Source organism: Actinopolyspora alba, from assembly GCF_900112765.1.
Taxonomy (GTDB): Bacteria; Actinomycetota; Actinomycetes; order Mycobacteriales; family Pseudonocardiaceae; genus Actinopolyspora; species Actinopolyspora alba.
Genome location: NZ_FOMZ01000013.1, coordinates 71,556 through 84,926, shown reverse-complemented (window position 1 = coordinate 84,926; position 13,371 = coordinate 71,556). Strand labels below are relative to the sequence as shown.

Below are 13,371 nucleotides of genomic sequence, written 5' to 3'. Positions count from 1 at the left end.
GTGCCTGGCGTACGGCGGCACATTAGCGGTGTGCACGCCGGAGAAGGACGGGCTTCGCTGTAGCTCGCCACCGGAAGCAGACCGGTACTACCGAAAGGTCGCTACACGCGCCGGAGACACTCCGAAAGCCCCACACCGGGAAACCCCGCGCGGGAAAACCACTCAGGAACCCCGAGGAATCGCTGGTCGAACTCGCTTTTCTCGACGCCGGTCCGCCGAGCCGCATCGTTTACTTACCGCGCACACGCCGCGAGGGAACGCCGTTGGTGGACAACACACTCCACAGGGGATAAGTTGTCGATTCCACCGAGTCCCCTACACGCAATTCAGAGCATACGTAAACACAACGAGCACTCCCCTACCGACGTGCACGTCTAATCGACCCTTCTTCCCGCCGGCAAGGGCCTCCCAGCGGCCCGCGGTAATGGACGAATCCAGCCCGAAACGGAAGAAAGCGCTTCCACCGGAACGACGAAAGAGGTAACGCGATGACCTCGGATTCCGCCTCGAACAGCAGCAAGGTCGCGGATGCGTACGACAGGACAGCCACCGTCGTGGCGAAGCTCTGGAACGGCAATCTTCACTACGGCTACTGGGAGGACGAGGACGATCAGAGCTCCTTCGGTGAGGCCACCGACAGAATGACCGAAGAGGTGATCCGCCGACTCGATCCGTCCCCCGGACAACGTATCCTCGACCTCGGGTGCGGCACCGGATCCCCCGCACTGCTGCTCGGCCGGAAACACGAGGTCGATGTCGTCGGCATATCCATCAGCCCACACCAGATCTCCATCGCCACCGAACAGGCACGAGAAGCCGGTCTGGATGACCGGGTTCGCTACGAGGTCGCCGACGCGATGCACCTCCCGTACCCCGACGATTCCTTCGACGGGGTGATGGCGCTGGAATCGATGGTGCACATGCCGGACAAGGTGCACGCTCTACGTGAGATCGTGCGCGTGTTACGCCCGGGCGGGCGGGTGTCGATCGCCGATCCGACCGTGCACGAAGCCTCGACGCAAGAACGCTACAACTCCAGCGAGACCTCTTCGGCAGAGGGCATGTACATCATGTCGAGAACCGACGAGTACGACGAACTCCTCGAACGGGCCGGACTGGGACAAATCGAAACGACGGATGTCGGGAAAAACGCGAGGCATTCGATGCGACACTTCGTGGCGGGAGCACTCTCCTGTCGCGACGAGTACGTGAAAGCGATCGGACCCGAGGAATTCGAGAAGCGGATCGAAGAAGCCCGCAAAATGCGGGACTCGCCGGATTTCGGATACGTGCTGGTATCGGCGAAAAAATCGGAGTGATCATGCTTGATCCACAGCTCGAAGCGTGAGAACACCGCACGAGCGAGTCCTGATTACAGTACGCCGAGGGGGTTCGCGTGATCGTGAAATCACGCGAACACACCCCTGCACGAGGACGAACACCGGACCTCGGACATGTCCTACGGCGACGTGCACCGAAGTACGTGCGCCGTCAGCCAGTCCAGGGTTGCCGTACGACTCACTCCGGGCGATGCCAGCGTTCGAACCAGTCGGCAGCGGCACGCAGCGGCACCGGAACGGGATCGATGTCCGGATACCAGGCACGTTCCCACTCCAGCGAGATCCACCCCGACCACGGCCGCAGCAGGGTCCCGCACTCGGCGAGCGGCACGTCCCCCTCGCCCGGCGGGACCGGTGTCCACGAATCCGCCCGCCGCGCGTCCTTGATCTGGAAATAACCGAGATAGTCGCCCAGCAGCTCCCGGGTCTCCGTCGGGGACTCGCCCATCCGCCACGGGTGCAGCGCGTCCCACAGCACGGCGACGGTCTCGGGGCTACCGAACGGTTCCACCAACCGGCGCGCGAGTCCGCCCGTGGGATGCGAATCGTGGGTCTCGACGAGCAACGTGACACCCTGCCGCTCCAGATCGGGCAGCACGGCACCGATCCGCTCCCGAGCGGGACCGTCCTCGCCGGACTCCCCGCCCGGGAAAACCCGCACCGCGGGCGCCCCGATCAACCCGGCCAGCTCGACGAGGGAACGCAGCTCCGCCACCGGAGACTCGTCCGGACCCGGCGCGCACACCTTGGCGTAGCCCGCCAGACACGCCACCTCGAGTCCCTCGCCCTCGATCAACCTGCGCGTGTCCGCCGCTTTCCGGGACGACATCCCCAACCGGACTTCCTCGTCCGGGTGCACCCGGAGCTCCACACCGTGACAACCGTGCTCACGCGCGACCCGCGCGGCCTGCCGCACCGGTGTGCCCGGCATCCCGAGCGTGCTCACGGCGAACTTCCAGCTCATGGAATCCTTACCTCACTCATTCCGGGTAGCGCCCACGGGCGCGAGAGAAAACGCGCCTGACGAAACCGCGCGCACCCGGCCAGCCGGTCGTCCCGGTGTCCGGGGACACTTCACCACACTCACACCTCGGCGCGCCGGAACTGCTGCCAGGCGACGCCGGAGCAGGTGTACTGGATGAGATCGGCACCGTCCGCGGTGGACTCGTCGGAGACGTCCAGGCACTTGCCGCTGTGCCGGGCGGTGAAGGTGACGTAGCCGTCGCCGGAGTCACTCACCCGCCACTGCTGCTCCTGCCCGAAACCGCACCGCTGCTGGACAACGGCCGCACCGTTCCGTGTGGCAGCCTCCGCCACGGCCAGGCACATCGAACTGTGCCGGGTGACCAGCCGAACGTAGTCACCACCGACGTCCTCCAGCCAGAACCGCTGGTTGCCGCCACCGTTGCAGGGGTACTGCGCCAACTGCTCGCCCGCGAGCTGGGAACGCGCGGGAACGTCCACGCACTTGCCGGAGTGCCGGGCGGTCAGGGTTTCGTAGGGTCCGCCGCTCGTTCCGACGGTGCCCGCCGCTGTGTCGACGGTCAGTTCCGGCGCCCAGTCCATCCGGATGGTGCGGTCGTCGGGGAACCGCAGCGGCAGCCACACGTAGCGCGAGTCGTTGACCGGCCCGCCCCAGGCTCCCGCCCAGCGGTCACCGAGGTAGAGGTAGGAGGTGCTCCCGGTGCCCTGAATCGGCAGCACCCAGGCGGTCTGGGAACCGTAGGCGGTGGAGTCGCCGACGTCCCGCATCTCGCTCCAGCCGCCGTCGAGGCTGGTGGAGGTGGCGTACTGCTGCTGGTTGGGATCCCAACCCGTGGCTCCGGAGGTGAGCATGAAGTAGACCCCGTCGCGCTCGAAGAGGGCCGGGGCCTCGCGGTGACCACCGGGCCACGGGTTGGCCACCAGGCTCTCCACCGCCGTGTAGTCCTCGGTGAGCCGGTAGATGTGCAGATCCAGGTTCTCGTTGGCGGCCGAGACCATGTAACCGGTGCCGTCGTCGTCGACGAAGACCGTGATGTCGCGGGACATGTTGCCCAACGGCCGGAAGCTGCCCTGCCAGCTGTAGTCCCCGTCGACGGTGTCGGAGACGGCGACGGCCGCGCGGGCCTGGCTGTAGTCCTGGTCGTTCTCCTTGTGCACCCACATTACGAACTGGCCGGTCGACTCGTTGTACAACACCTTCGGCCGCTCGATGTTGGCGCTGGCCAGCTCCGGCGCGGAGGAGGCGCTCAGCACGTGGTCGCGGAACTCCCAGTGCTTCAGATCGGTCGAGCGGTACACGGAGACGTACCGGAAGGAGTCGTCCGCGGCGCGGTTCTCCCCGAACCAGTAGTAGTAGCCGTCGACCTCGATGACGCCTCCGCCGTGCGCGTGGATCGGCTCGCCGTTCGGATCGGTGAACTGTGTTCCGTTCCGGACGGTGACGGGATCCGCCTGCGCGGGCGGTACCACGAGTACGGTGGCGCCGAGGCTCAGACACGCGGCCGCCACCAACAACCAGAGGCCGCGTGCCTTCCTTCCGCGCGCTCCGTGCCGTGCTGCCGGGAACATGACGACTCCTTCCGCCGCGGGATCCGTGGTTCCGCCGGACGGTCCGGCGGAACCGGGTGAGACGACCGGGCGGCCGGGGCGATCGCGGGCGCGACCGCCCCGGCCGGGAACACGCGGAAAGCACCCGTTTCGAGCCCGGGCGAGCGATCCGTCGCTCCGTACTCGTCGGCTCCTCACCGGCCCCGGGGCGTCGCCGGAACCGAGGACCGGTGCTCAGCTGCCGCGGGAGCCGCGTGGCCCGCGCCGTCCCAGGCGTAGCGGAGCCGGTCGATCATGCTGTCGTTGCGCACGCGCAACGACAGGTCGGTGCCGCTGCCCTGCAGGGCGTAGAGGGAGTACCAGTCGTAGTCGGGCCGGTAGGTGTGCTTGCCGCCGAGGGCGGGCCAGTAGACCGCACCCATGTCGTGGGAGCGGACGGCGTCGGTGGCCGCGCGGATGTAACGGACGAAGTTGTCCGTGCTGTCGGCCTCGCCGTAGTCCCTGCCGTCGTCCATCGGGGCACCGAACTCGTCCAGCACGGTGCGGGAACCGCAGTCACCGATCCGGGAGTCGAACAGCTCTCGCCACTCCTCGTAGCTCATCGAGTCGAACTGGAACGCGTACAGGTGCAACGACAAGTACGTCCCGGCGAGACGGCCGTCGTCGCACACGGCGGTGACGTCACCGTTGTAGCCGTGACCGCTGACGAAGATCCGATTCCTGGGAACTCCCGGTCGGTCGGCGATCCAGCCTGCGGCGACATCGGCCCACTCGGCGGCGCTGTAGCCGTGGGGCTCGTTCATCGGTTCGAAGTGGACCCGGCTGTCGAAGCGCCAGCGGGAGACCACCGCGTCCCACATCGCGTCGAAGGCCTCCGTGTCGACGATCCGGCCGCCCGAGGACGCCCCGTCCTCCCAGTAGGACAGGATCACCTTGAAGCCGTTCTCCGTAGCGGCGTCGACGGCCCCGGCGTAGGCGTCGCCCCACTCCGTGCCGGGAACGGAATGAGTGTTGATCGGCAGCCGAACGGTGTTCGCCCCGCTCGTCTCCCTGAACTCCTCGTAGACGGCACTCGCCTTGGCCTTGACGGTCCCGTAGTCGTCGGAGACGCTCAGCCCCTCGGGAACGACGGGGCCGTCGACGAAGTTGTCCTTGGGCCTGGCCCAGTTCACCCCCTGGAAATCAGCGGCCGAGTGGGCCCGTTCCACCTTCTGCCCCGCGGACTGGTCCGCGGGGCGATCCGCCGCGGACGCTGAAACGTACGACAGCGCGGAGAACGGCACGGCGAGACACGCGGAGAGCGTGACCGCCAGAACACGGCGACGTGCCCGAGCGGGACCGATGGAACGCCCCCGCTCGGGAGTGCGCTTGGCGAGTAACGGAATCATGGTTTCCCCAAGGTCGATGATGTCCGGGACTGTGCTGCGCGGGCTGATGACCAGTTGGCGGAAAGTCGGTTCACCGGAACGCTCGCGGCACCGTCGCCGGGAAGGTCTCCCGTGAGTGCCAGAACCAGGAGCGCTCGGCGGACCGGGAACGGTCCGGAAACTGTGGACACCTCGCTTCGCCCATGCGGCCTTCCCATTCCGTATCCGAGTGACGACAGTCACTTCACCGCGCGACGCGGTTCCAAGTCAACACAATCGCACCCAAACGATCACAATCGATCAGAAACGAAACCATCCCGCCTGTCGTCCGGCATGGATCCACTCCGAGGCCACGACACGGCCGCCGCGCTCCGGGAGCGCCCGGAAGGGGCACGGCAGCACACGAATTCCCGGCGAACCCGACTATCGCGACGCGGCATCGATAAAACGTTTTATGGCGAGAGTCGTGGTTCGCGGCACGGGCGACACCAACCACCCCACGCGGTACCCCAAGGAAACATCGAAACCTCTCTTCGTGCGAGACCGGCACGTCTTGACGGAACGCTGTGACTCACTTAACTTCAGCGCATCATAAAACGTTTCAACACAGGAGGGGCCATGCGCACGCGCTCGGAAGCCGCCACCGAGTTACCGCACGCAGCACTGCCGGAAAGGTCCGTCTGACATGCGCAGAGCCGTACTCACGACCCTGCTGATCACCGCGGCGCTCGTGCTGCCCAGCAACGCCGCGGCCGATCCACCGGACTTCGCCCAGAATCCAGGAAACACCGAGCCCGACGCGACCCTGCTCTCGGACACGGTGCTCGACCGGTCCGCGCTGTACTTCGTCTCCTACGACGGGCTGGTCAACAACAATTCGTTCCAGCAGGACGCCGTTCGCACCTACGCCGGATATCAGTACGCCGCCTGGTACACGGACAGTCGCAACGCCGTCGTGGCCCGCAGGCCGTTGCACGGCAACGGCGGGTGGGAGACCGCGACCCTGCCGCACGAGCTCAGCGTCGACGACTCGCACAACGTCATCTCCCTCGGAATCTCACCCGAGGACGGCCGCCTGCACGTCGCGATGGACACGCACAACAGCCGGATCCACTACGTCAGGTCCACCGAAGGGCTGGTCTCCCGGCCCGCTGCTCACCCCTGGAACTCCGGGATGTTCGGCGAGGTCCGACGCACGCTGGGCGACGAGGAACTCGGGGCGATGACCTACCCGCGATTCATCGTGACCCCGCGGGGCAAGCTCCAGTTCAGTTACCGCACCGGGGGTTCGGGCGACGGTGTCAACGAACTGGCCGAGTACGCCAACGGCGCCTGGGACAAACTCGGAGGCTGGACATCGGCGACCGGGGCGTGGACCGCCCCGAACGGCGTGGTGTCGAACACCCGGAACATGTACCTGCACGGGTTGACCTACGACGACAACGGGCGGCTGCACGCGACCTTCACGTGGCGCGAGGGCAACCGGTCGGTGCTGTGTGATCCGGGCGGACTGACCAACCACGACACCGGCTACGTATACAGCGACGACCAGGGGCGGACCTGGCGCAACGGTGCGGGCGAGACGGTCGGTGTCACCGGCCGGGAGCCGGTGGCCGTCGACTCCCCGGGCATCGTGGCCGACCCGCTCGGCCCCAACCACGGGCTCATGAACCAGGAAAGCCAGGCGGTCGATTCCACCGACACGCCGCACGCGGTGATCAGCTACGTGCCCGGCCGGTTCACCCAGTGCGTGACGGACTACTCCGAGCAGCGCACCGAACACGGCCGCACGTTCCACCTCGTCCGCGGCGACGACGGCGATTGGACCAAACGGGAGGTTCCCGTCCCGCCGAACTCCACCCAGCGGACACAGCTGGTGTTCGATCAGGACGACAACGCCTATCTCGTCATGCCGAAAGGCAAGATCGTGGCGGCCAGCGCGGCCAGCGACTGGACCGACTGGACCGTGGTGTTCGACCGCCCCGACATGAACGCCTTCGGCGAGGTCAACGTGGACACCTCCCGCCTGGCGGCCGACGGTGTGCTCTCCGTGCTGTACCAGGAGGCGTCGACGGGAACGACCCCGTCGCCCATCCACGTCGCCGACTTCCGACTCGGCTGACGCGCTTCCCGCCGACCGCTCGCGTGTCGCGTGCGGTCGGCGGGAGTTCATGCCGTCACCGGGGGCCGGGTGGTCATTACCGGGGTTTCTCCAGCACGACCACTCCCCTTGCCGGGACCACGGACGCGGCACCGCCTCGTTCCGGACGCGCGCTCCGAGCGATTTCCGTGCCCGCCACCCCAGCCAGCGCCACTTCCCGCTCCGTACGGTTGATCAGGAACCAGTACCGGCGCCGCGCGTCGTGCCGTATCACCAGCTGCACCCGTCCCCGCAGCTCCGCGGGAAGCTCGCTGACCACGCCCGCCCGGTCGAGGACCGTGCGCAGCACGCGCTCCGCCCCAGCCACGCCCAGCCGGGTGGACACGTAGGAGGCCGAACCGCTCCCTCGTGGCCTGCGCGTGATCGCCGGACGGCCCGCGTAGTCACCGGTCCGGTAGGAGGCCAGCACCTCGACGTCCTCACCGATGAGCTCGATCCGGTCGGTCCAGAGCGTGCCGGTCGAACCGTCGTCGAGCTCCACCGATTCCGCCTCGAACAAGGGGCCGAACTCCTCGATACGGATGCCCAGCAGCTCACGCAGCGCCCCGGGATAGCCACCGAGCCAGACGTGGTCGTGTTCGTCGACAGTGCCGGAGAAGTACGTGGTCACGAGATGCCCACCGTCCTCGACGAACCGGTGCAACCGCTCGGACAACTGGTTCGGCACGACGTGCAGCACCGGGGCGATGACCACCTCGTACCGTCCGAGGGGGACATCGGTGGGTATCACGTCGACCACCACCCCCAGCTCGATCAGAGCCGAGTACCAGTCCAGAGCCTCCCGCCGGTAGTCCAGCAGCCAAGTGGGGTGCGAGTCGAGCTCAGCTGCCCACCAAGACTCCCAGTCGAACAGGACGGCCACCCGCGCCGGCGCTCGGAACGAGCCCACCACGGCGGAGATTTCCGCTAGGACCCCGCCGAGCTCCTTGACCGCGCGGAACGTTTCGGTGTCCTCCCCCGCGTGCGGCAGCATCGCCGAGTGGTACTTCTCCGCACCGGCCCGGGACTGCCGCCACTGGAAGAAGCACACCGCGTCGGCACCGTGCGCGACGTGGACCAGCGAGTCGCGGCCCAGTTCGCCCGGCTTCTTGGGTTTGTTCACCGGGCGCCAGTTGACCGCGCCGGTGGCGTGCTCCATGAGGAACCAGGGTTTTCCACCCGCGATCCCGCCGGTCAGACCGGCCGAGAAGGACAGCTCGTCCAGCGCCCGCGGCCCCGGCTCCAGGTAGTGGTCGTTGGACACGAAGTCGACCTCGCCCGCCCAGTCCGCGTAGTTCATCCCCTTGGCGTTGCCCATGATCATGAAATTGGTCGTCACCGGAACCGCCGGGGTGACCGAACGCAGCACGTCCCGCTCGGCGCGGAAGTGGTCCTTGAGCGAGTCCGAGCAGAAACGCCGGAAGTCGAGCCGCTGCGTCGGGTTCGGGAACGCCGCGGCCAGCCGCGGCGGCAGGATCTCCTCCCAGTCGCCGTAGCGCTGCGACCAGAAATCCGTCGCCCACACCTCGTTGAGCCGCTCCACGGTTCCGTAGCGGGAGCGCAACCAGCTCCGAAACGCACGCGCGGCGTCCTCGGAGTAGTCGTAGACGTTGTGGCAACCGAGCTCGTTGGAAACGTGCCAGGCGACCAGGGCCGGGTGATCGCGGTACCGCTCGGCGATCACCCGGACGAGGCGCAACGCGTACTCCCGGAACACCGGGGAGGTGGGCCGCCAGTGCTGGCGCCCGCCCGGCCACAGGGTCCGTCCCTGTCGGTCCACCGGCAGGATCTCCGGGTGGCGAGCGGCCAGCCACGGAGGTGGCGAGGCCGTTGCCGTGGCCAGGTCCACCGCGATCCCGTGCTCGTGCAGCAGGTTCATGACCTCGTCCAGCCACCCGAAATCGTGAACGCCCGGCTCGGGTTCGACACGGGCCCAGGAGAATATCCCCAGCGACACGATGTTCACCCCGGCCTCGTTCATCAGCCGCACGTCCTCGTCCCAGACGGGACGCGACCACTGCTCCGGGTTGTAATCGGCGCCGTAGGCGATCCGTCCCTCCCAGCGGGACCCGGTGAACCAGTTCGCCGAAAACGGTCGGTACGACACGACAACTCCTGTTCGGTTCGGCCGGATAAACGTGCTCGCTCGGCAGGGCGAGCGAAAGCGGACTCACGGAGTTCCGGGCAGCTCGACCGTGGTGCTCACCCCGTCGGGCCATGCCACGGTCACCTCGTGTCCGCCTTCCCCGTCGGGGATCGCCAGCACGGTGGGATCCACCGGTGGCACACCCCCGCGATCGAGGAGGACTCCCCCGGCCAGCACCTCGCCCACCGGAACGTCGTCGGTGGCCAGCCACGGAACGGCCGTCCACGCACCGAGCGGACTCGTGCCGAACTCCGATGCGAGCCCGCCGCCGGTGAAACCACGAATGCCGAACACCAGTGAACGCAGCTCGGAGCTCTCGAACGACACCCGCGTCCGGCTCGTACCTCCCCGAGCCGTGGGTTCGCTGTCGGAGGCGACCGGCCAGCCGCCCATCCGGACGAAACAGCCCGGAACCCGCGCGTCCCATCCGGCGCCGTCCACCCGAACCAACCGCACCTCCACGCCCGCGCGCAGCACCGAAGCGACCGTCAGCACCGGACCTTCGACCACCGCACCGCGCCTGCCGTAGCCGTGGTCGGCCGTCTCGTCCTCCTGCGTGTCGATCCAGCACGCACGGCCACGGCTGGCCGCCGTCAGGACCTCGTCGTCGGCTTCGCGGACGTACAGCCGCTCGAAGCCGGTCCGGTGCGTGGCGTCGCCGACCCCGTCGACGATCGCCACCGTGTTGTCCACGGGATCGTCCACTGTTGCCCCGGTCAGCGGGGGCACCGTCGCCGTGGAGTACCCGATCCTGGCGTACAGCGCGGAATCGGACCTGCGCTCACCGGTCCCGGCGTGGTCGGTGCCGTGGTTGAGCACGATCGCCACACCGTCGGCGCGGCGATGCGAGACCAGCCACCCCGGCGCGGATACCGCCCGAGCGTGGTCGGAACTCTCACTGGGTAGCGGCTCTTCGACCGCGTTCCAGACGGGATGGTGCGCGGGCAGGGCCAGCCCGAGCATCCCCTTGCTCGCCCAGTACGGCGATCCCGCTCCGGAGTAGGCCTGCCGCATTCCCGGCCAGGATCCGTGCCAGCCCGGATTCAGCAAACCGTCCGAATCGGGCACTCCGCGGTCCGCGAAGTGCCGCAGGACACCACTGCACGCCCGCCGCACCAGCCCCGGGGAGAGGCCGCCGTGTCCGGTGACGGCACCCACCCAGAACGGTGCCGCGGCGGCGAAGCGGTAGATCAGGCTGCGCCCCTGCAGCAGCGGCGAGCCGTCGGAACCCACGAGGTGAACGAGGTCGTCCAGGTAACGGGCCAGATCGGCGGTCCACGTTCGGTAGGTTCCGACCGGGCACAACGAGCCGACGACGTCGAACCAGTGCGTCCACAGCATCGGGTACAGGTGCAGCGCCCAGCCGACGTAGTGGTCGAAGGCCCGCTCCTGCCCGTCGCTGTACCAGCCGTCGCCGCGCCGCAGCGAGGCGTGCACGGCGAGGTCCTCCTCGATGTCGGCGGCCGACCAGGGCCCGCCCACCTCACGCAGGAAGGACTCCACCACGACGCGAAACCACACCCAGTTGATGGGCGGGTACGGCTGTCCGACCACCGTGGACAGCCAGTCCACGACCCGTTGCCGCACGCGGTCGTCCAGCTCGTCCCACAACCACCGCCGCGTGATCCGCAGGATCAGCGCGATCGAGGCCGCCTCGACCTTGGCCTGTCCCAACTCGTCCGGCCGGGGCCAGCGTTCCGGGGAAGTCGGATCCGTGCCCGCGGCGAGCCCCTCGGCGTAGCGCTCCAGCAAACCGGTCGGGTCACGTCCCTGCTCTCCGACCACCCGGAAGCCCTGCAACAGGAAGGTGCGGGCGAACCCCTCGAGACCGTCCGAGCGCGACCCGTTCGCGCTGACCGGCCCCGGCAGGTCGAAGCGCGCCCCCGACGGGGACCGATACCGCTGGACCGCGTGCAGCAGCCCGTCGGCCGTGCTCGCCCAGTGCTGCCGCGTCCAGCCCGTGTACGGGCTCAACTCACGGTTCTCCACCGGTGTCACGCCTGAACCTCCAGACTCCGCCGCGTCACGGGGGCCCTCGCCGGAAGCCCCGAGACGTAGCGATGCAGCTCGTCCAGGGCCGCCGCGCTCATGCGCCGGGTCTCCTCGCCCAGCGACCCCGCGACGTGCGGGGTCAGCACCACGTTGGACAAGCCGTGCAACGCGGAATCCTCGGGCAACGGCTCCGGATCGGTGACGTCGAGAATCGCGTAGATGTCCCGACCACGACACGCCCGCTCCAGAGCGGCGGTGTCCACCAGGGCACCCCGGGCCGTGTTGATGAGCACGGCACCGGGCGGAAGTGCCTCCAATTCGGACTCACCGATCATCCCCCGGGTCCGCCGCAGCAGCGGCGCGTGCAGACTCAGCACGTCGGCCCGCGGCAGCGCCTGCTCCAACGTCGCGGGCGACGCACCGGCCGCGGTGATCTCCGCGGGATCGGCCACGGGATCGACCACCAGGATCCTGTTCGAGTCGAACTCCCGAAGCAAGCGGACCACGCGCCTGCCGACCCGCGAGAAACCCACCACCACGACGGTCTGCTCGTCGAGCACGCGCACCTGCCGGTCGCCCTCCCAGGAGTGCGAACGGCCGAACAGGAACGGCACCTTCTTGCCCGACCACAGAACCGCGGCGAGGGTGTAGCGCGCCACCGGCTCCGCGTTGACATCGGCGGCGGTCGTGACCAGCACCTCCCGGTCGAAGACCTCCGCACCGACGTGTCCCCGCACACTGCCCGCCGCGTGCAGCACCGCTCTCAGCTCGGGAGCCGCCGCCATGACGTCCGCGTCCAGCGGGGGACACCCCCAGGAGGTGATCAGCACCTCCACCTCGGCCAGCCGCCGACGCACCTTGGCAGAGCTCAGTTCCGCGCTGCTGACTGGGTCTCCCAGCGAGGCCAGCTCACGCAGGCGATCCATCTCCTGATCGCCGAACTGGGTGAGCAGGGTTTTCCGGTCCATCACCAGCAGCGCTTCCGGGCGCTCCGAACTCATTTCACACTCCCCGCGGTCAAACCGGACCGCCATTGTCGTTGCAGCACCAGGAACGCGACGATTATCGGGAACACGGCGAGCAGTGACCCCGTGATCACCAGGGGGTTGTACTGCGGGAACTGGGACACTCGAGTGCTCCACTGATACAGCCCCAGACTGAGCGGAAAGAGCCTGGGATCGGTCAGCATCACCAGCGGAAGGAAGAAATTGTTCCAGATCTGCACGAACTGGAAGAGGATGATGGTCACGAACCCGGGACGCATCATGGGCAGCGCCACCCTGAAGAAGGTCCTCAGCTCTCCGGAACCGTCGATGCGCGCGGCCTCGAGCGCCTCGTCCGGCACCGCGGCCTCGGCGTAGACCCGCGCCAGGTACACCCCGAACGGATTGGTCAACAGCGGCAGGAACACGGCCCAGAACGTGTCGACCAGCCGGAGTTCGGAGGCCATCAGGTAGAGCGGCAACGCCAGGGCCGTCGTGGGCACCAGCACCCCGGTCAGGGTCACCGCGAACAGCGTGCGCCGTCCCGGGAATTCCAACTTGGCGACCGCGTAGCCGCACGCGGTGCAGATCAACGCTCCGAGCACGGCACCGACACCCGCGTACAGTACGGAATTCCGCGTCCAGGCGAGGAAAACACCGTCCGCCTCGGAGAAAAGTGCCCGCAGATTCGCGGGAAGATTCCAATCCGCGAATTCGAACGCCGAGGTCGTGGAGAATTCCCCGAGCGACTTCGTCGAGGAGGTGACCAGCCACACCAGCGGAAGCACGCTGTAAAGCGCGGCGATTCCCAACATGGCGTGGACAACGGCCCGCGAGGTCCACGGTGAGGGTTCCTTCCGACCGCGCCGAC

General features: G+C 68.0%; 9 protein-coding genes. 2 read left to right on the top strand and 7 right to left on the bottom strand.

The window, feature by feature from the left end:
- The first annotated feature begins 488 nt into the window (after positions 1 to 488).
- A complete protein-coding gene (locus tag BM150_RS18760; protein WP_092928632.1) occupies positions 489 to 1,319 on the top strand; it encodes an SAM-dependent methyltransferase in 831 nt (276 codons plus the stop codon).
- A gap of 199 nt (positions 1,320 to 1,518) precedes the next feature.
- Here BM150_RS18760 and BM150_RS18755 read toward each other — a convergent pair whose 3' ends face one another.
- The 3 genes from BM150_RS18755 to BM150_RS18745 all read right to left on the bottom strand — a co-directional run bounded on the left by BM150_RS18755 (position 1,519) and on the right by BM150_RS18745 (position 5,260).
- Positions 1,519 to 2,304, bottom strand: a complete 786-nt coding sequence (locus BM150_RS18755; protein ID WP_092928631.1) for a sugar phosphate isomerase/epimerase family protein — start codon at positions 2,302 to 2,304, stop codon at positions 1,519 to 1,521.
- 119 nt (positions 2,305 to 2,423) lie between these two features.
- Entirely contained in the window at positions 2,424 to 3,893 is a 1,470-nt protein-coding gene (locus BM150_RS18750) for an RICIN domain-containing protein (protein ID WP_092928630.1), read from the bottom strand.
- Positions 3,894 to 4,066: 173 nt separating this feature from the next.
- Positions 4,067 to 5,260, bottom strand: coding sequence for a glycoside hydrolase family 5 protein (locus BM150_RS18745; protein WP_092928629.1), 1,194 nt, complete (start codon positions 5,258 to 5,260; stop codon positions 4,067 to 4,069).
- Between the two features lie 664 nt (positions 5,261 to 5,924).
- On the opposite strand from BM150_RS18745, the gene BM150_RS18740 reads away from it, so the two are divergent.
- Complete coding sequence (locus tag BM150_RS18740) at positions 5,925 to 7,361, top strand: BNR repeat-containing protein (protein WP_092928628.1); 1,437 nt, start codon at positions 5,925 to 5,927, stop codon at positions 7,359 to 7,361.
- Positions 7,362 to 7,437: 76 nt separating this feature from the next.
- Here BM150_RS18740 and BM150_RS18735 read toward each other — a convergent pair whose 3' ends face one another.
- From BM150_RS18735 to BM150_RS18720, 4 genes are all read right to left on the bottom strand, one after another.
- A complete protein-coding gene (locus BM150_RS18735; protein WP_092928627.1) occupies positions 7,438 to 9,486 on the bottom strand; it encodes a beta-galactosidase in 2,049 nt (682 codons plus the stop codon).
- Positions 9,487 to 9,549: 63 nt separating this feature from the next.
- Complete coding sequence (locus BM150_RS18730; protein ID WP_092928626.1) at positions 9,550 to 11,523, bottom strand: DUF2264 domain-containing protein; 1,974 nt, start codon at positions 11,521 to 11,523, stop codon at positions 9,550 to 9,552.
- Entirely contained in the window at positions 11,520 to 12,518 is a 999-nt protein-coding gene (locus tag BM150_RS18725) for a hydroxyacid dehydrogenase (RefSeq protein WP_092928625.1), read from the bottom strand. The genes BM150_RS18730 and BM150_RS18725 overlap by 4 nt, the downstream gene beginning before the upstream one ends.
- Positions 12,515 to 13,315: an ABC transporter permease subunit gene (locus BM150_RS18720; RefSeq protein WP_092928683.1), complete on the bottom strand. Its 801-nt coding sequence runs from the start codon at positions 13,313 to 13,315 to the stop codon at positions 12,515 to 12,517. The genes BM150_RS18725 and BM150_RS18720 overlap by 4 nt, the downstream gene beginning before the upstream one ends.
- Positions 13,316 to 13,371 lie beyond the last annotated feature (56 nt).